At 64.8% G+C, this 18,052-nt stretch carries 15 protein-coding genes and 1 other RNA gene; 6 read left to right on the top strand and 10 right to left on the bottom strand.

The genetic code is table 11. The annotated features are described in order from the left end of the window. Positions 1-2: 2 nt before the first annotated feature. Positions 3-992 (bottom strand): 16S rRNA (cytosine(1402)-N(4))-methyltransferase RsmH, encoded by a 990-nt coding sequence (rsmH, locus tag BMW89_RS01130; protein ID WP_177195764.1) that lies wholly within the window; start codon positions 990-992, stop codon positions 3-5. 513 nt (positions 993-1,505) lie between these two features. Between rsmH and BMW89_RS01125 the strand changes: the two genes are divergently transcribed. Further along, the gene (locus BMW89_RS01125) at positions 1,506-2,288 is read left to right on the top strand and encodes an N-acetylmuramoyl-L-alanine amidase (protein ID WP_092021856.1); all 783 of its coding nucleotides are present in this window, start codon (positions 1,506-1,508) and stop codon (positions 2,286-2,288) included. Positions 2,289-2,407: 119 nt separating this feature from the next. Here the strand turns inward: BMW89_RS01125 and BMW89_RS01120 are convergent, their stop codons facing one another. Further along, positions 2,408-3,643, bottom strand: coding sequence for an RNA polymerase sigma factor (locus BMW89_RS01120; RefSeq protein ID WP_092021854.1), 1,236 nt, complete (start codon positions 3,641-3,643; stop codon positions 2,408-2,410). Next, a complete protein-coding gene (locus BMW89_RS01115) occupies positions 3,640-3,990 on the bottom strand; it encodes a YciI family protein (protein WP_092021852.1) in 351 nt (116 codons plus the stop codon). Before BMW89_RS01115 ends, BMW89_RS01120 begins: the two co-directional genes overlap by 4 nt. Positions 3,991-4,138: 148 nt before the next feature. Between BMW89_RS01115 and rnpB the strand changes: the two genes are divergently transcribed. Beyond that, positions 4,139-4,569: RNase P RNA component class A (rnpB, locus tag BMW89_RS01110), an RNA gene on the top strand. Positions 4,570-4,732: 163 nt separating this feature from the next. On the opposite strand, the gene BMW89_RS01105 is transcribed toward rnpB, so the two are convergent. After that, positions 4,733-5,446 carry an alpha/beta fold hydrolase gene (locus BMW89_RS01105; protein ID WP_177195762.1) on the bottom strand — a complete coding sequence of 238 codons (714 nt, stop codon included), beginning with the start codon at positions 5,444-5,446 and terminating at the stop codon, positions 4,733-4,735. Between the two features lie 72 nt (positions 5,447-5,518). Continuing rightward, on the bottom strand, positions 5,519-5,983 hold the full coding sequence (locus BMW89_RS01100; RefSeq protein WP_177195761.1) for a DUF983 domain-containing protein: 465 nt from the start codon (positions 5,981-5,983) through the stop codon (positions 5,519-5,521). Between the two features lie 49 nt (positions 5,984-6,032). Between BMW89_RS01100 and BMW89_RS01095 the strand changes: the two genes are divergently transcribed. Continuing rightward, positions 6,033-7,403, top strand: a complete 1,371-nt coding sequence (locus BMW89_RS01095) for an aminotransferase-like domain-containing protein (RefSeq protein ID WP_177195760.1) — start codon at positions 6,033-6,035, stop codon at positions 7,401-7,403. Between the two features lie 7 nt (positions 7,404-7,410). Here the strand turns inward: BMW89_RS01095 and BMW89_RS01090 are convergent, their stop codons facing one another. Next, entirely contained in the window at positions 7,411-7,671 is a 261-nt protein-coding gene (locus tag BMW89_RS01090) for a hypothetical protein (RefSeq protein ID WP_092021841.1), read from the bottom strand. A gap of 232 nt (positions 7,672-7,903) precedes the next feature. Between BMW89_RS01090 and BMW89_RS01085 the strand changes: the two genes are divergently transcribed. The 3 genes from BMW89_RS01085 (at position 7,904) to BMW89_RS01075 (ending at position 10,965) form a co-directional block, all read left to right on the top strand. After that, positions 7,904-8,647, top strand: coding sequence for a sulfite exporter TauE/SafE family protein (locus BMW89_RS01085; RefSeq protein WP_092021839.1), 744 nt, complete (start codon positions 7,904-7,906; stop codon positions 8,645-8,647). 119 nt (positions 8,648-8,766) lie between these two features. Continuing rightward, positions 8,767-9,894, top strand: a complete 1,128-nt coding sequence (locus BMW89_RS01080) for a helix-turn-helix domain-containing protein (RefSeq protein WP_143062683.1) — start codon at positions 8,767-8,769, stop codon at positions 9,892-9,894. 45 nt (positions 9,895-9,939) lie between these two features. Further along, positions 9,940-10,965, top strand: coding sequence for a Bug family tripartite tricarboxylate transporter substrate binding protein (locus BMW89_RS01075; protein ID WP_143062682.1), 1,026 nt, complete (start codon positions 9,940-9,942; stop codon positions 10,963-10,965). 370 nt (positions 10,966-11,335) lie between these two features. Here BMW89_RS01075 and BMW89_RS01070 read toward each other — a convergent pair whose 3' ends face one another. From BMW89_RS01070 to BMW89_RS01055, 4 genes are all read right to left on the bottom strand, one after another. Beyond that, positions 11,336-12,616, bottom strand: coding sequence for an O-antigen ligase family protein (locus BMW89_RS01070; RefSeq protein WP_092021833.1), 1,281 nt, complete (start codon positions 12,614-12,616; stop codon positions 11,336-11,338). A gap of 74 nt (positions 12,617-12,690) precedes the next feature. Continuing rightward, positions 12,691-14,097: an MATE family efflux transporter gene (locus tag BMW89_RS01065; RefSeq protein ID WP_092021831.1), complete on the bottom strand. Its 1,407-nt coding sequence runs from the start codon at positions 14,095-14,097 to the stop codon at positions 12,691-12,693. A 56-nt stretch (positions 14,098-14,153) separates the two neighbouring features. Next, positions 14,154-15,953 (bottom strand): ABC transporter ATP-binding protein, encoded by a 1,800-nt coding sequence (locus BMW89_RS01060; protein WP_177195759.1) that lies wholly within the window; start codon positions 15,951-15,953, stop codon positions 14,154-14,156. 494 nt (positions 15,954-16,447) lie between these two features. Beyond that, positions 16,448-18,031, bottom strand: a complete 1,584-nt coding sequence (locus BMW89_RS01055; RefSeq protein ID WP_092021827.1) for a DHA2 family efflux MFS transporter permease subunit — start codon at positions 18,029-18,031, stop codon at positions 16,448-16,450. Positions 18,032-18,052: the final 21 nt, after the last annotated feature.

Here is an 18,052-nt window from a genome sequence, read left to right as displayed (position 1 = left end):
CGCTAGCTTCCCCTCATCACGTCGGAGAGTTTTGGCCAGGACGAGGAGTCATCGTCCTTGTGCGCGGGCGCGTCGGTGCGCTCGGCGGCACGCAGCTTTGCGGACCGCGCGCGCGGATTGTTTGCAACTTCCTCTTCGCCGGCGATGACAGGCCGCCGCGTCAGCAGCTGGAAGCTTGGAGCAGTTTGCGCCACTTCCGGCAGATGCCGCGAGCCGCCGCCGGTCTTCGAACGCTCGCTCAGGAAATTCTTGACGATGCGGTCTTCCAGCGAATGGAACGAGACCACGACGAGGCGGCCACCAGGCTTGAGCACACGCTCGGCCGCAGCCAGCGCGGTCTGGAGTTCCTCGAGCTCTTCGTTGACGAAGATGCGCAGGGCCTGGAACGTCCGCGTCGCGGGGTGAATCTCGCCGAATTTTGAGCGCACGACTCTGCCGATGAGATCGGCGAGCGCGCGCGTGGTCGTGAACGGTGTCTCCTGCCGGTCCGCGACGATGGCGCGGGCGACGCGGCGCGAATGCCGCTCCTCGCCGAGGAGATAGATGATGTCGGCGAGATCGCCTTCCGAGGCACGCGCGACCACGTCGGCCGCGGTCGGCCCCGCCTGCCCCATCCGCATGTCGAGCGGGCCGTCGAGACGGAACGAGAAGCCCCGACCGGCCTGGTCGAGCTGCATCGAGGACACGCCGACGTCCATCACGACGCCGTCAACGCCATCGACGCCTTGCGCCGCGCAGACCTCGGCGAGATTGGAGAAGCGGTCTTCAACCAATGTCAGCCGACCGGCGGAGTGTTCGACCAGCTCGGCGCCGCCTGCGATAGCGGTGCGGTCGCGATCAATGGCAATCAGCCGGGTTCCGGGAACATCGAGGATGGTGCGGCTATAGCCGCCGGCGCCGAAAGTGGCGTCGACATAGATGCCCCCCTCACGCGGAGCGAGATGGTCGACAGCCTCGCGGCCGAGAACGGGGATGTGCGGAGCCGAACTCATGCGTAACGCCTGCCGAACGCACATGCGAGTTCGGAGACGAGCGAGCCCATAACGCCTCGAATAATTCCGCGTCGCGGCGGTTCCACGACCCAACCCCTGTCCAGCATGATGACCGAGCCCGGTGGTCCCGGGCCGCCAACCCAGTATTCCCCTTGGAATTTGTCGGGCAGCCATGGGATTTCGAGCCAAAATACGCTTTGGCCGCCTCCGGACGCGGGTCGGCTCTTCATCTCTCAGTAACGGCCCTTAGCGTTAAGAAAACGTTGATCGCCTCGTTACAAGTCGAAAAGGTGACGCTCCGGTGATGCCCCATCCACACACCCGGCCAAAATGCACCCGTTAACCCTGACGCGCGATTGCGCGCGGGGGAGGGTAAAGGAATAGTAAAGAGAAGGGCTTGGCCCCACCCTTCTGTCCCACTCTGAGCTGTTTATGTCGTCCGGTCCGTCCACGCCATCTGGAACTGATTCGAAGCGTCAACGCGTTCTCCCGGTTCCCAAGGCCGCGGCGAGCATGCGGACGTTCGAACCGGATTCCTCGACCGTCTCCGACATCATCCCTTCGCCGAACCATGGCGAGCGCAACAGGGCACGGCAGCCGGACATGATCGTGCTGCACTATACCGGCATGCCCGACGTCGAGGGCGCGCTGGCGCGGCTGTGCACGGCGGGCACCGAAGTGTCGGCGCATTACATCGTGCTGGAGGACGGCCGCATCGTGCAGAGCGTGCCCGAGGCGAGGCGCGCCTGGCATGCCGGCGTTTCGGCCTGGGCCGGCGAGGATGACATCAATTCCTGTTCCATCGGCATCGAGATCGTCAATCGCGGCCATGACTGGGGTTATCCGGAATATCCACTGCGCCAGATCGCGGCCGTGATCGCGCTGTGCCGCGGCATCATGCTTCGCCGAAAAGTGCCGGCGCACCGGGTGCTCGGCCATTCCGACGTCGCGCCGGCGCGCAAGAAGGACCCCGGCGAAAAATTTCCGTGGCACTCGCTGGCCAATTCCGGCGTCGGACATTGGGTGACGCCGGCGCCGGTCGTGCGCGGCGAGAGCCTGATGCTCGGCACCATCAGCGACGAGGTGTTGAGCCTGCAGCAGGCACTCGCAAGGTACGGCTATGGCGTGCCGCTGACCGGCAAATACGACGCCGCGACGATGGAAGTCGTCACCGCCTTCCAGCGCCATTTCCGCCCGGCGCGCCTCGATGGCGTCGCGGATCACTCGACGCTGTCGACCTTGCAGGCGCTGCTGGCGAGCTTGCCTCAAGAAGCGACAACTGTCGCAACGAAGTGACGGCGCGAGCCACGTACTCCGTCATTGCGAGGAGCACTTGCGACGAAGCAATCCAGAGTCTTTCCGCTGAGGGATTCTGGATTGCTTCGCTGCGCTCGCAATGACGGAGTGTGTGGCGGCTACTCCATCTCCCTCACGCGCCGCGCATACAGTCTTCGCAACGGGTCCAACTGCGTCGCCTCTGTCGCCGCACGATACGCCTCGCGCGCCTCCTCCTTGCGGCCCAACCGCCGCAGCAAATCCGCGCGCACTGCGGGCAGCAGCTCATAGCCACGCAAGCCCCCGCGCGCGGCGGTCGCATCGACGAGATCGAGCGCGCGCGCGGGCCCGTCGACCATCGACACCGCCGCGGCGTGGTTGAGCTCGATCACCGGCGACGGGTTGATACGCAGCAGGACCTCGTAGAGACCGGCGATCTGCGGCCAGTCGGTTTGTTCATAGCTCGCCGCACGCGCGTGCAGCGCTGCGATCGCGGCCTGGACCGCATAGAGTTGCGGCCGGCCGGGCATGCGCAGGGCGTCGTCCACCAGGCGCAGACCCTCATCGATCTGCGCGCGATCCCAGAGCGCGCGGTCCTGTTCTTCCAGCAGCACGATGTCGCCCGCCGACGTCTCGCGGCCGGCGCGGCGCGCGTCGTGTAGCAACATCAACGCCAGCAGGCCCTTGATGCCGGTGCGGTCAGGCATCAGCCGGTCGACCAAGCGGCCGAGCCGGATGGCCTCGGCCGCGAGATCGGGCCGCATCAGATCCGCACCCTCGGTCGCGACATAGCCTTCGGTGAAGACGAGATAGATCACGGCGAGCACACCGTCGAGCCGCGGTACCAGCGCGTCGCGCTCGGGCACTTCATAGGGAATTCCGGCGAGCCTGATCTTCTGCTTGGCGCGGACGAGCCGCTGCGCCATCGCTTCCTCGCTGACCAGAAAAGCACGCGCGACCTGCGCGGTGGAGAGGCCGCAGACGGTGCGCAGCGTCAGCGCGACCTGGACCTCGGGTGCAAACGAAGGATGGCAGCAGGTGAAGATCAACCGCAGCATGTCATCGTCGAGCATCAATGCCGGCTCGTCGGCAGCTTGCGCGTTCAGCTCGAGCTCATGCACGAGCGCCTGCTGCTTGCCGCGGAAAACGGCCTGCCGACGAATGCGGTCGATCACCTTGTTGCGGCCGACATTGACCAGCCAGGCGCGCGGATTGTCGGGCACATCGCACGCTGGCCAGCGCTCCAGCGCCACCGTAAAGGCATCCTGGAGCGCCTCCTCGGCGAGATCGAAATCGCCGACGAGGCGGATCAGCGTGGCCAGCGCCCGCCCCGCCTCGTCGCGGAAGATCGTCTCGATGTCCGAGGAAGAGATCACTTGTAGATCATGACCGGCCTGACTTCGATCGACCCGTCCCTGGCTCCGGGAATCCGCGCCGCCAGTGCAATGGCGGCATCGAGATCCTTGGCCTCGACCAGATAATAGCCGCCGAGCTGCTCGCGGGTCTCTGCGAATGGACCGTCGGTCGTCAGGATCTTGCCGTCGCGGACACGCACGGTGGTCGCGGTCGTGGTCGGCTGAAGCCCGTCACCGGCCTTGAAATGGCCGCTCTGGACGATGGACTGGGTGTAAGTGCCATACTCCGCCGACATCGCCTGACGGTCTGCGGGGGTCATCTTGCTCAATTCCGCTTCGTTCCGATAGATCAGCAGCAGATACTGCATCGCTCAACTCCTGTTGTTCGGGGGATCACCGACATCCAGTCGAACCGGGCACGCACCAAACGACATCTTCAGGATAAATTATTCGGGCAAAGCGTGCGCGGCGATACCGGCTTGACGGAACCGTCACAAATGATCCATGCGTTATCCGTCAGTCGGCCGGACGGCCGCTCCGGCAAGGGCCGAAAGGCCGCCGGGGAGGAAAGTCCGGGCTCCCTTGACATACGGTGCCGGATAACGTCCGGCGGGGGCAACCCTAGGGAAAGTGCCACAGAGAACGAACCGCCCGCCTTCGCAGCGCAAGCTGCATAGGCAGGTAAGGGTGAAAAGGTGCGGTAAGAGCGCACCGCGGGTCCGGCAACGGAGCCGGCATGGTAAACCCCACCGGGAGCAAAACCGAATAGGGACGGCGTAGCGGGCTGTTCGCGCAAGCGATAACGCCGCGGGGTGATGTCAGACCCGCCGTCCGGGTAGGTTGCTCGAGGCCATGTGCAAACATGGTCCCAGAGGAATGGCCGTCACGTATCGTTCGCGCAAGCGGACGGTGCCTTACAGAACCCGGCTTACAGGCCGGCTGATATCTTGCGACGAGGGGTTCGATGCTAACGCACCGGACCCCTCACCATTTTTCACCGCCGTCATTCCGGGGCGTGCGCAGCACGAACCCGGAATCCATCGGGCGGCAGATCCGGTGGCGGAATGGATTCCGGGCTCTCGCTTCGCGAGCCCCGGAATGACGACGGTGCTAACCTACAACCTCCCGTAACACGCCCATCAGCGCCTCCGGCGCCGTCACGTTCGGCGCATGGCTCGCGTCGAGCTCGAAATAGCGCCAGCCCTCCTCGCTCTTCGTCCGCTTCGCAAACTGCCCGAACACGTCGCCCGGCGGGATGCGCTTGCAGTAGATATAGCTGCGCGGCATCGCGGGTTCGCCGTGCTGGAGCTTCAGCTTCGTCTCAAAACATTTGATCGGCATGTTGATGCGGCGCGCATTGAGCCAGTCAAGATCGGCCTGCGGCGTGTCCGGCGGCGGTGGGTTCGGCGGAACGCGGTAGCCGTCACCCGAGCCTGCTGCCTTGCGCATCGGCTCGCGTCCGCCCTCATGGAGATCGAACAGCGACTGGCCGTCGCGCGGCACGAAGGCGTCGAGATAGATCAGTTGCGTCACGCGCTCGCGCGCGCGATCGGCGACGCCGGTTGCGACCATGCCGCCATAGCTGTGGCCGAGCAGCACGATGTCGCTGAGATCCTCGAACTTGATGACGTTGAGGATGTCCTGGATGTGCGTGTCCAGATCGATCGCGGGATTAGCCAGATGCGCGCGCTCGCCGAGCCCGGTGTAGGTCGGCGCCAGCAGGCGGTGGCCGGCCTGCGCCATCAGCGGATGCATCTTCTTCCAGGCCCATCCGCCGGACCATGCGCCATGACAGAGCAGAAAGGTCTTCGCGCGTGCGGCCATCGGCGTTTCCATCGTTCTTGCTTGTACGATGGAGTGTAGCGGCCGCGCGCGCGATGTAAACGCTGCGGCCGCTCAGGCCGTGCGCGTGTCCGCCTTCACGAGCACCGGCGCAAACCCACCGGCCTCGCGCCGCAGCTTGCCCGCCTCAAAGCCGTGCATGCCGATCTGCCATTGCAGGCCGACGATGGCGCCCTTGGTCGGCTGCAGCAGCGCGAGCGAAGCAAACAGCGTCACCGGCAACCACACCGCCAGTTGCAGCCAGACCGCGGGCGCATAGGCGGTCTCGACCGCGAGGATCGCCGGCACCACGAGATGGCCGACCACGACCATCACCAGATAGGCCGGGAAGTCGTCGGCGCGCTGGTGGAACAGCTCCTCGCCGCAATGATCGCAGCTATCCGCGACCTTCAGGAAACGGCCGAACAGATGTCCTTCGCCGCAGTTCGGGCACTTGCCAAGAAAACCGCGCCACATCGCCTTCGAGAGAGAGACTGAACCGGTTGCCATCACAGCACCTCTTCCTTTTCGCTGATCCATACAATAATATCTTGCATCCATACATTCAAAGGATATGGGTCTAAATTGCATGGATTGGACTCCTACAATCTCGGAGCTATCAGGGCCGCGCTATCAGCGCATCGTCGAGGCCATGGAGGCCGATATCGCCGCCGGCCGGCTGGTGCGGGGACAGCAGCTGCCGACGCAGCGCGCACTGGCAAAAGCGCTCGGCATCGACCTCACCACGGTGACGCGCGCCTACACCGAGGCGCGGCGCCGCGGCATCATGGAAGCCCGCGTCGGCCAGGGCTCCTTCGTGTCGGAGACCAGCGCGCGCCGCGCGGTCGACCTGCCGCATCCCGTGGCGATCGACCTCTCGATGAACGTGCCGCCGCATCCGCTGGAAGCGCAGCTCGACGAGCGCATCATCGCCGGGATGGAAGCCCTTCGCGCGCAATCGGGGTTGACCGCATTCCTGAACTACCAGCCGCCCGGCGGCAGCGCGCATGAGCGCGAGGTCGCGGCGCGCTGGATGCGCGCACGCGTTCCGCACGCGCATGCCGACAGGCTCGTGATCTTCCCGGGCGCGCAGACGATCCTGTTCAACTTGCTCGCATATCTCGCGCGTCCCGGCGACGTCGTGCTGACGGAGGCCCTCACCTTTCCCGGCATCAAGGCGGCCGCAGCGCAGCTCGGCGTCAGGCTCGTCAGCGTCGCCATGGATGACGGCGGCATCCTGCCCGATGCATTGGCGAAGGCCTGCCGCACGCACAAGCCCAAGGCCGTGTATCTCATTCCGACGCTGCACAATCCGACCACAGCGACGTTGTCCGCCGAGCGGCGACGCGCGATCGCTGAGATCATTCGCGATGCCGATACGATATTGATCGAGGACGACGCCTACGGGCTGCTCGATCGTTCGGCATCCCCAATCGCCAACCTCATTCCGGAGCGGACTTATCTCGCGACCACGCTGTCAAAATGCATCGCGCCGGCGCTCCGCGTCGCTTATCTCGTCACGCCCGACAACGCTGCACAGCAGGACATGAGAACCTGCTTGCAGGCGACCGTGCAGATGCCGGCGCCGCTGATGGTCGCGCTGGTGACGCATTGGATCGAGAGCGGCATCGCCGATCGCATCATCACCGCCATCCGCAACGAGGCCATCGGCCGCCAGCAGCTCGCCCAGCGCGCACTGAAAGGCTTTCAGTTCCAGGCCAAACCGGCTGCCCATCATCTCTGGCTACGGCTGCCGGAAGGACGGCCCGACGTCGCAGCGCATCTGTTGCGCAATGGGCTAGCGATCGTCGCCGGCGATGCCTTCGCCGTGGACGGGACGCCGCCGCATGCGGCGCGCGTCTCGCTGGGCGCGGCACGCAACAGATCCGAATTGACGGAAGCATTGCGGATCCTGGTCAGCGCGCTGCACAAGCCCGCCGACACAAGGCAGATCGTTTAGGCGCAAATTACTGGTGGTGGCGGCGATGGCGCGGGCGAACGACCGGCGTCACAGCTGACGGATAGGCCGCATAGGCTTCGCTCGGCGCCACTGTCTCGCCACGGGCCGCACGCCCTGCGGGCGTCAGCTGGCCGCCATTGAGCACATCGCGGTCGGGATGGGCGGCCTGATAGGCCGCGGGCTCGGAAAGCTGTGCCTGCGCCACTGCCGGCATCAGGACGGCGGCCGACAACAGCGCGGCGGCAATTGCAATGGTCTTGCGGGTCATGGTCTTTCTCCATCATCTCGTACGGGGAACAGGCCATTCGGAGCGCATAATTGCGTCAAGTAGCCCCCCAGATCGAAGTACGATCATCATGTAGGTCTGTGTTTCCCGAACGCCCGCCGTTGAGGATCACGCTTGCGTGCGGTTTCGAAATTGACCTCCACGGCCGTGGCTGTGCTATGCGGGCAGTGGCGATCAACAGTTCGGGATCGCCCATTGCGACAAGGACAATCTGTTGGAAACGCTCACCTACGCGCTGCTGCTGTTTGGCGCATTGGCCGGCGGCTTCGTCTCGGGGCTCGCCGGCTTCGGCACGGCACTGATGGCGCTCGGGATCTGGCTCTACGTGCTGCCGCCCTCGCTCGCGGTGCCCCTGGTGCTGATCTGCTCGGTGATCGCGCAGATCTCGACCCTGCCGTCGATGTGGAAGAGCTTTGACCTCTCGCTGGTGTGGCCGTTCCTGATCGGCGGACTGATCGGCGTACCGCTCGGGATCATGATGGTCGCCTCCGCCGATCCAAAAGTGTTCAAGCTGAGCATCGGCGTGCTGCTGCTGATCTTTTCCAGCGCGCTCTATCTGAACAAGAAGCCGCTCGCCATCAAGTTCGGCGGCCGGATCGCCGACGGCGCGATTGGTTTTGCCGGCGGCATCTTGGGCGGGCTTGCGGGCCTCTCCGGGCCGCTGCCGATCCTGTGGGCCAACATCCGCGGCTGGAACAAGCACGAGCGGCGCGGCATCTTCCAGCTGTTCAATTTCACCGTGCTCGCCACTGCACTGGTGTTGCAGACCGCGTCAGGCCTCGTCGAAATGAAAGTGGTCTGGCTCGCAGCTGTCGCCTTCCCGGGCACGCTGATCGGAGCATGGGCCGGCGCGCGCGTCTATCACGTGCTGAACGACAAGCATTTTGGCGACGTCGTGCTCGGCCTGTTGTTCCTGTCGGGCCTAACTCTCGTCTGGAACAGTATCGGCGCGCTCTAGGCGCGGGCCCATTTGCGCGCAACCAAATTCAGATCGATATGCGGAACTCCGGGTTCGCCGGCATGCTTGCGCACTGATTGCTTATCGGCGATCCTGATCCCGCCGCAGAGGGCCTGGCGATGTCGACGGATTTCGAACATAGGCGAGAAGCGCTTATCGGATCGATGTACGATGCCGTGCTTGACGCATCGCTCTGGAGCGCGGTGCTGGAAGGCATTGCTGATCTGACCGACAGCGCGGGCGCGCTGATCCACGGCTTCAGCGTCAATCGTGAGACGTACACGTTCCACGAACTTGGCCGGATCGATCCAGACTGCAAACGCCGCCACGAACTCTATCATGTCGCCAATCCATGGATGCGCTCGAGCCGATTCAGGGCCGGCCATTTGGTGCGCTCCGACGACCTGATTGCGCTGGCGCAGCTCAAGCGCACGTCGTTTTACGACGATGTGCTCCGGCCGCAGAACATCGCGCACGGAACAATCGTCAACGTGATCAGCCGTCCGGACTTCAAGGTCTCGATCAACGTCGAGCGTAGCGAGACCAAGGGGCCATTCAGCGAACGAGACATCGCCGTCTTGAATTCGCTGCTTCCGCATTTGCGGCGGGCCTCCGAACTGCGATTACGTATGCTCGATTATCGGGCGGCCGCGCAGGCTGAGCGCGATGCGCTCGACGCGCTGTCGACCGGCATCATCACTTTCGATGCCGGGCACCGGGTGCTGTTCGCCAATGCCACGGCTCGGGTACACGCCGAGGACCTGTCGCTTCACCTCAACACCGGCACTGACGTGACCGGTCCACCGTCCGTCACGAACGCGTTCCGCGCGCTGGTCGGCGACGTTGTACGCGGTGGCGCCGGAGGGGCGATCCGCCTGCCGCGGGGCGACGGCGGGGACATCGACGTAACTGTGGCACCGGTCAGGGGCCGTGCGCTCGATCGCCCGTCGCACCACGCGATGGCGCGCCCTGTCGCGATCGCGCTCCTGGTCGACGTGTCGCGCACCCACGATGCGGCGAGCGCATTGTTGGCCGCACGCCACGGCCTGACCGCAGCCGAAATGCGGGTGGCGACCGCGCTTGCACAAGCGAACGACATGTCGGCGGTTGCCGCGATGCTCGGCATCAGCCGGAATACACTGAAAACCCACGCCAAGCGGATTTACGCCAAGGTCGGAATCCGCGGCCACACTGAGCTGGTGCGAGCCATCGCTCAGATCGCCGGTACGCTCGGCCCGGCGATCTGAGGCGGCCGTCCTCATTGCGGGCTGGTGTCGTCGTCACCCCGTGGGGTGACGACGAACGGCCTGTCAGCGCGGACAATCCCTCGCGCTGACAGGAGACGGATCATGACACGGCTGGCATTCACTTTGGCGACGCTTTTGTTTCTGGTGCACCCGTTGCGCGCGGAACCCGCCTATCCGCAAGCCACGATCCGCATCGTGCTGGGCTTCAGTCCGGGAAGCGCGCCCGACGTGGCTGCGCGCATCCTGGCCGAACGTTTTACAGCGGCGTGGGGAAAACCGGTCGTGGTTGAGAACATGCTGGGAGCGGGCGGCAACATCGCGGCAGATCACGTTGCCAAGGCGGCGCCGGACGGCGCCACTCTGCTGATGGCGGGCAATGCGGCGATCGTCATCAACCCCTCCCTCTACGCGAAGCTGCCGTATGATCCGGCGCACGATCTCGTCCCGGTGGCGCAGGTGACGATTGCGCCGAACGTTCTGGTGCTGAACAAGGACGTTCCGGCCGGAAGCGTGCGGGATCTGGTCGAGTTGGCACGGCGCAGCCCCACCGCGCTGACATTTGCCTCGGCCGGAATCGGCACCTCGACCCATCTCGCCGGCGAGCTGTTCCAGACCATGGCCGGCATCAAGATGCAGCACGTGCCGTATCGCGACAGCACGGCATTGTTGAGCGATCTCGTTGCTGGTCGCGTCACCATGTTCTTCGGCAGTATCGCCTCGGTGCTGCCGCTGGTCCGCGACGGTCAATTGCACGCGTTGGCGGTCACCTCGCTGCGGCGCTCGCCGGCCATGCCCGATCTGCCGACGCTCGACGAACTCGGCTTCAGCGGCTTTGATGCCAGCGCCTGGTTTGGCTTGATGGCTCCTGCCGGGACGCCGGCCGAGATCGTCGGGATGCTGCACGATGAGGCGCTGAAGGCCGTTACAGCCCCCGCGGCAAGGGAAAAATTCGCAGCGCTCGGTATGGAGGTGGTGACGCGCACGCCGGACGAGTTCGCAACATTGATCCGGAACGAAGCTCCGGTATGGGCCAAACTGATCAAGCAGGTGGGGATTGCGCCGATCCAGTAGCAGGCGCCCGGCATCGAATATCGCAATTTGCGCATGTCTGCGCTGTCATGTCGTGCACCTGGTCCTCCCGCGCCAGGAAAGTCGCTGCCCGGGCTAACCGAATTGCACAATCACGATTGAGAGCGAGGTTGTCATGCCCTCGACCGACCTCATCGGCTGCATTGCGTCAGGTCTCGTTCTTCTGACCTTTTACATGAACGACATGATTGCCCTGCGAACCGTCGCACTGTGCAGTAATGTTGTGTTCATCGTCTATGCCGCGAGCCTTCACTTGACGCCGATCCTTCTTCTCCACTGCACTCTCATTCCGATCAATCTGTGGCGACTGATATCGGTCCTGCGCGCGAACGACCGCGGTCGGATGACTGGCCTAGCTCTGCGTCGTCTTCGCGGCGAGCGCCATGCCGCCGGCGACGCCGACACCGAGCACGTAGATCCAGCCCGAGGTGAAATCGAACAGGTGTGTGTTCAGCAGCGAGGACAGCATGTTCTGCACCACGACCAGCAAGCCGATCCAGCAGGCCAGCCCCTCGCCGCGAAACATCAGGAGATGCGCAAACCACAGCGCGTAGAGCACCAGGATTCCGACGACGCCCCACTGCACGGCAACGCTGAGGGTCTGATTGTGAGGGTTGCTGACGATCTCGCCGTGCAAGGGATCGACGTCCGCGTCAACAGCCACGCTTGCGAACAACCCGCGGATCGAGCCGGTGCCGTGCCCCATCAGCGGCGCGTCCGCGATGAACCGCAGGGACTTCCGCCAGTATTCCAGACGTGATCCCATGCCGCTGATCGACGTGCTGTTGCCCTCCATGCTCCTTTCATAGTCGGTCTGGAACTTTGTGACGGTCGCCTGCAGATGCGGCGAGACGGTCCAGAGCGACACCGCGAGCAGCGCCATCGCGCCGGCGGCGATGAGCGCCGCACGCCACTGCAGGTGCAGCAACGCAAACACCACGACCAGGACCGGAAGCGTCACCAGCGCCGTGCGCGACACCACGACGAACATCATGTTGGCGAGAAAGCCGATCGCGAGCGCGGCGAACAGCGCGGCGATGCGAACGCGGCCCTCACGGAACAGCGTCACGATCGGATAGACCAGCGCGATTGCGCAGAGCCCGAATTCCTGGCTCTGGTCGATATAGTTGCGCACGGCGATCCCGCTCTCGACCTTGTAAGGCCCGCGCGAGAGGTAGAGCTTCAGCGAGACATCGGGGTCGATCGCAACAGCGAACGAGTACAGCATGAGCAGCGCGCAGGAGACCAGGAACGCCGCGACCACCCAGTTGCCGTAGGGCCAGCGCTCGAACTGGTAGATCAGCAGCGGGATCACCAGCAGCTTTGCCACGGGCCCGATCGCATGGATCCGCTCCGGCCAGGCCGCATCCGACCAGAGCGCCCCGACAGCGGCGAGGACGACCAGCGCGATCGGCAGCAGGCAGATCGGGCGAAGCAGCGAACGCGGGAATTCGCGGAGATCGACGAACGCAAAAGCGATCAGCCAGGGCACCAGCGCAAAGGTCACCCCGGTCGTGGTCCACGGCAACAGCAGCGCGATCAGCGCGACGAAGCGGGCCGGCGTGCGATAGCGCGCCGCCCAGATCGCGGAGAGCCAGGACGCTGGCTGCGGCTCGTTCGTCACTCCGGTCATTCGGCCCTTCTGCAGCCCACCATCCCCGCCGCCCGGCAAATTAGCCGGAGCCGCGGGGATCGAACAAGCTGTCACTATGCGGGCTCGCGTGCGCGAGGCGCGATCGGCTCAGGGCCTGCCGGCTCCGCAGCCTTCTCCTTTGGCGGCGCTCCAAGGCGCTTCCCGAACTCGCGGCGCAGCAGCCACAGACTCAAGCCCGCCTGGAACGTGGTCGCCGCGATCGACAGATACCAGACGTACTCCATGTGGAAACCCGGCCGCGTCGAGAGCCAGATCGCCGGCAGCGAGTAGGTGAGCACGCGCGTCGCCGAGCTCACGAGCACCGGCTTGGTGTTGCCGAGACCCTGGAACATGCTCGAGCAGGTGAAGATCAGGCCCTGCGCCACCATGTTGAGCGAGATGATCCGCAGGAACAAATAGGCGATCGCCATTGTCTCGCGGTCGTTCGAGAATCCGGCGAGTAGCCACTCCGGCTTCACCTGCGCGAGGATCGTGAAGCCGACCATCACCACAGTGGTGATCAGCACCGACTGGACGAAGGTGTCGCGCACGCGCGCGCCGTTGCCCGCGCCGAAATTCTGGCCGGCGATCGGCCCTGCCGCGAGCGCAATGGCAAGCCCCGGCATCTGGATCAGGCCGAGCATCCGCTGCCCGATGCCGAATCCCGCCTGCGCCGCCGCGCCGAAATCACTCAGCACGTAATAGACCACCCCCATGAAGATGAACATCATCACGAACTCACCGCCGGCCGGCAGGCCGACATTGAGGATGCGCATCAGATGGCGCGGCTGCGGTCGCCACTGCGCCGGATTGAAGGCGACATAGCGCTCGACCTTGCGGAAATAGACAAGCAGCATCAGTGTGCCGATGGTGACCGCGATCGAGGTCGCCAGTCCCGCGCCGGCGACGCCGAGCGGATAGCCCGTGCCCCAGCCCGAGATCAGCACCGGCGCCAGCGCGATGTTGATGATAACAGCGACGACCCGCACCAGCATGGCGGGACGCACGATGCCGGTCGCGCGCAGCGCGGATCCCGTCACCTGCATGACGAATTCCAGCGCGAGCGCCGGCATGAGCCACAACAGATAGATGGTTCCAGCCTCGATCGTGGCCTGGTCCGCGGCGACCGAACCCATGTAGAGGCGCGACAGCGCTGCAGTCATAACCACCGTCAACAGGCCGAACAGCATCGACAGCGCGACCGCCTGGTTGAAGACCAGATTGGCGTCCGGCCGATCCTTGCGTCCCACGGCATGAGCGATCAGCGCCACCGTACCGACGCCGAGCACCTGGATCAGCGCGTTGACGAGGAAGCCGGCATTGCCGGCCGCGGCGACACCGGCAACGGCCGCATCGCCCAGGCCCGACACGAAGTACAGATCGACCAGCTGGCAGACCATGATCGAGACCATGCCGGCCATGATCGGCGGCGTCATGACCAGGATGTGTCTCACGATGGAGCCGTGCGTCAGGTCTTTCATCTCATTCCATCCTTAGGTCGCGGGACGGCGGGACTTGCGTCCCGCTGCCGCGCGCCTCATTCCGCTGCTGCGATCTGTCCGAGATCCACCACCTGGCGCTCGAACAGACCGCGATAGAGGCCACCTGGCTTGCCCGCGAGCATGGCATGGGTGCCTTGCTCGACGATCTCGCCGCGGTCGAACACCAGGATCCGATCGAGACTCCTCACCGTCGACAGCCGGTGCGCGATCACGATCGAGGTGCGCCCCTTCATCAGCCGCTCCATCGCCTGCTGGATCAGCGCCTCCGATTCCGAATCGAGGCTCGACGTCGCCTCGTCCAGAATCAGCACCGGCGCATCCGCGAGGAACGCGCGCGCCAGCGCCACGCGCTGCCGCTCGCCGCCCGAGAGCTTCACGCCGCGTTCGCCGACCAGCGTGCCGTAGCCCTTCGGCAGGCGCAGGATGAAGTCATGCGCGTTCGCCAGCCGCGCCGCCTGCTCGATCGCCTCGAGGCCGGCGCCGGGCCGGCCATAGGCGATGTTCTCGGCGAGCGAACGATGAAACAGGATCGGGTCCTGCTGCACGATCGCGATCTGGCTGCGCAGCGATTGCTGCGTCGCCAGTGCGATGTCCTGCCCGTCGATCAGCACGCGGCCATCCGAGACGTCGTAGAGCCGCTGCACCAGCTTGACGAAGGTGGTCTTGCCGGAGCCGGAACGGCCGACGAGGCCAACGCGTTCGCCGGCGCGGATCGTCAGCGACAGTCCGTCGTACAGCGGCGCAGGATGGCCGCCATAGTGGAACGTGACGTCGTCGAACACGATCTCGCCGCCTTCGATCACGATCGGCCGCGCACCGGCGGCATCGGCAATGCCGATCGGCTCGTCATGGATCGCCACCAGCTCCTCCATGTCGTTGACCGAGCGCTGGAGGTTGTTGATGTGCATGCCGACGTCGCGCAGATAGGCATGGATCACGTAATAGCTCGTCAGCACATAGGTGACGTCGCCGGGCGAGGCATGCCCGGACATCCACAGCAGCACCGATCCGCCGATCACGGACGCACGCAGGCACAGCAGCAGCGAGAGCTGCGACATGGCCGTGTAGTTGTAGCGGAACCAGGTCCGCCGCACGCGCACGCGCCAACGGCTGATGACACGGGCAAGCCGCGCATCCTCGCGCATCTCGGCGCCGAAGGATTTCACCACCGCATTGCAGGTCAGCGAATCCGCCAGCGTGCCGCCGACCTTGGTGTCCCAGGCGTTGGAGATGCGCGCGGCCGGCGCGATATAGCGCGTCGAGAACAGCACGGTCATCGTGACATAGATAGCCGCCCCGAGCGCGATCACCGCGCCGAGCGAAGCCCAGTGCACGCCGAGCAGGATCATCGAGCCGATCAGCACGGCCAGCGACGGCAGCAGCGCCAGCAGGATGGTGTCGTTCAACAGATCGAGCGCCCACATGCCGCGCGTGATCTTGCGCACGGTCGAGCCGGCAAAGGAGTTGGCGTGCCAGTCGGTCGAGAAGCGCTGCACGCGCAGGAACGCGTCTTGCGCCACCTCGGACATGATCTTCAGCGTGAACGGCACGATTACCTGCAGCCCGGCCAGGCGCAGCACCATCGAGGCCGCGCCCAGCGCCACGATGCCGCCCAACGCCACCAATGCCGCGTGGCGCGCCTCGGGATCGGACGGCCCGCGCGTCAGCGCATCGACCAAATGGCCGGAGAACACCGGCATGAACAGGTCGGCGACGGTCGCACCCAGCAGACCGACGGCGATGGCGAAGATGCGCCCCGGCTGCTTCAGCCAGTGCCGGAACACGAAGGGCAGCACCACGCGTATCGCCGCGGGCTTTTTTGACAGAGCGGTCATGGCATCATCCGGCCGCTTTTGGCGCAGGCCGGCTCCATCGATGGACGCAGGCCGGCCGCGAGGGCCGAGACGGCGTCACTTGAGACTGATTTTGACTTGGGAAGCGGAGCGATCGGGACGCAAAACCCAATCGAAGCTGGCGGAAAGGACCTCTAGGAGGTCGAGCACATACCGAGCCAGGACATCATCGAGCGCGGAGGTACGATCTGCGAATGCGACGAAATCATGCAAATCCCTCCCGGTTCGATTGAATGAGGTGCGCTTTATAGATGCGGCGCGGGTGATTTGCAACGGGGCCCGCGCGAGATCACGCGCGAGTGTTGCAATTTGGTGTGCTGCGCGTTGGGGAGCGTCGCCGCCGCCTCAATCTCCGCTGTCATTCCCCGCGAAGGCGGGGAATCCCGTACGCCGCGGCTTCTCGGCTCAACCGCTGCTGTCTCGGCGTACTGGGTACCCCGGTCAAGCCGGGCGATGACAGCTCGTATGTGGCTCGCTCAATGCGCGTCGCCGCCGCCGGCCAGCGAGGCCGGTTTCTTCAGCAGCATCACCAGCAGGCTGAGGCCGAGATAGAACAGCGTCAGCACGAAGAAGGCGTCGCCATAACCCATCACCGCGGCCTGCCGATGTACGATCTGGCTGAGCTGCTTCATTGCCATCAGCGTGGAATCGCCGAGCCCCTGAAACTTCTGCGTCAGCATGGTCAGGGTTTCGGTCGCGGTCGCATTGCCCCAGGTCACGCGCTCCTGGAGGCGGGTGATGTGGAGGTCAGTGCGGTCGTTGAGCACGGTGTTGATGACGGCAAGGCCGACGGCGCCGCCGAGATTGCGCATCAGGTTGAACAGGCCGCTCGCGTTCTTCACCCTGTCAGGCGCCAGCGTGCCGAGCGCGATGTTGTTGGTCGGCACCATCGCGAACATCATGCCGACGCCGCGCAGGATCTGCGGCATTAGCAGCTCGTAGAAATCGTAGTCGCGGGTTATCCAGGTCATCTGGTAGGAGCCGATCGCGAACACGATGAGGCCGAACGCAATCATGTAGCGCATGTCGACCTTCAACATGAGCCGGCCGACCAGCGGTGCGACCAGGAACATGGTGATGCCGGAAACAAACAGGGTCTCGCCAATCATCAGTGCGCTGTAGCCGCGCACTTCCGCGAGGTAGCGCGGATAGATATAGGTCAGGCCGTACAGACCGATGCCGATGCAGAACTGGAGGACGCAGCCGATCGCGAAATTGCGATTGGAGAAGGTGCGCAAATTGACGATCGGCTCGGCCGCCGTGAACACGCGCCAGAAAAAGGCGATCGCCGAGACCGCGCAGATCCAGGCGCAGATCGCAACGGAGGTGTCCTGCATCCACTCATGCTGCGGACCTTCCTCCAGCACATATTCCAGCGTGCCGAGGAAGCCGGCCATGAACAGCAGGCCCCACCAGTCGAAGCGGTCGAGCAATTCGAAATGCGGCTCGTCGAAATCGACCAGCGCGATCACCCCGAGCGTGATGGCGATGCCCGGCACGACGTTGATGAAGAACAGCCAGTTCCACGACATCAGATCGGTGATATAGCCGCCGACCGTCGGGCCGATCGTGGGGGCCAAGGTCGCAACAAGCCCGATGATGGGGCCGACGATGTGGAATTTCGAGCGCGGGAAAACCGTATAGGCCGAGGCGAACACCGTCGGGATCATCCCGGCGCCGAGAAAGCCTTGCAGCACGCGCCAGACGATCATCTCCTCGATGGTCGTGGCGAAGCCGCAGAGCAGGCTCGAGACCGTGAAGCCGGCGGCCGAGATCGCGAACAGCAGCCGCGTGCCGAGGGCGCGCGACAAAAACCCTGATAGCGGGATCGCAATGACTTCGGCGATCAAATAGGCGGTCTGCACCCAGGAGACTTCGCTGGAGCTCGCCGACAGGCCGGCCTGGATTTCGCTTAAGGACGCCGAGACGATCTGGATGTCCAGGATCGACATGAACATCCCGAACACCATGATGATGAACGCGAACAGCCGCTTCGGCGCGATGCGCTCCGAAGCAGGGTTCGCCATCATGGCAGGTGAAGCAGTCGTGGCGTTCGCCATGGTCTGACCTCGTAGCGCTTA

It is taken from the genome of Bradyrhizobium sp. OK095 (genome assembly GCF_900109945.1).
Lineage (GTDB): Bacteria > Pseudomonadota > Alphaproteobacteria > Rhizobiales > Xanthobacteraceae > Bradyrhizobium.
Note: the sequence above shows the minus strand (reverse complement) of the source record. Positions and strands in the feature narration are given on the sequence as shown.

Bases quoted from the DNA above. Each gene is read 5' to 3' on its own strand.
- rsmH (WP_177195764.1), bottom strand. From the start codon at position 992: ATGAGTTCGGCTCCGCACATCCCCGTTCTCGGCCGCGAGGCTGTCGAC.
- BMW89_RS01125 (WP_092021856.1), top strand. From the start codon at position 1,506: ATGCGGACGTTCGAACCGGATTCCTCGACCGTCTCCGACATCATCCCT.
- BMW89_RS01115 (WP_092021852.1), bottom strand. From the start codon at position 3,990: ATGCAGTATCTGCTGCTGATCTATCGGAACGAAGCGGAATTGAGCAAG.
- BMW89_RS01105 (WP_177195762.1), bottom strand. From the start codon at position 5,446: ATGGCCGCACGCGCGAAGACCTTTCTGCTCTGTCATGGCGCATGGTCC.
- BMW89_RS01100 (WP_177195761.1), bottom strand. From the start codon at position 5,983: ATGGATCAGCGAAAAGGAAGAGGTGCTGTGATGGCAACCGGTTCAGTC.
- BMW89_RS01095 (WP_177195760.1), top strand. From the start codon at position 6,033: ATGGATTGGACTCCTACAATCTCGGAGCTATCAGGGCCGCGCTATCAG.
- BMW89_RS01090 (WP_092021841.1), bottom strand. From the start codon at position 7,671: ATGACCCGCAAGACCATTGCAATTGCCGCCGCGCTGTTGTCGGCCGCC.
- BMW89_RS01080 (WP_143062683.1), top strand. From the start codon at position 8,767: ATGTCGACGGATTTCGAACATAGGCGAGAAGCGCTTATCGGATCGATG.
- BMW89_RS01070 (WP_092021833.1), bottom strand. From the start codon at position 12,616: ATGACCGGAGTGACGAACGAGCCGCAGCCAGCGTCCTGGCTCTCCGCG.
- BMW89_RS01065 (WP_092021831.1), bottom strand. From the start codon at position 14,097: ATGAAAGACCTGACGCACGGCTCCATCGTGAGACACATCCTGGTCATG.
- BMW89_RS01060 (WP_177195759.1), bottom strand. From the start codon at position 15,953: ATGACCGCTCTGTCAAAAAAGCCCGCGGCGATACGCGTGGTGCTGCCC.
- BMW89_RS01055 (WP_092021827.1), bottom strand. From the start codon at position 18,031: ATGGCGAACGCCACGACTGCTTCACCTGCCATGATGGCGAACCCTGCT.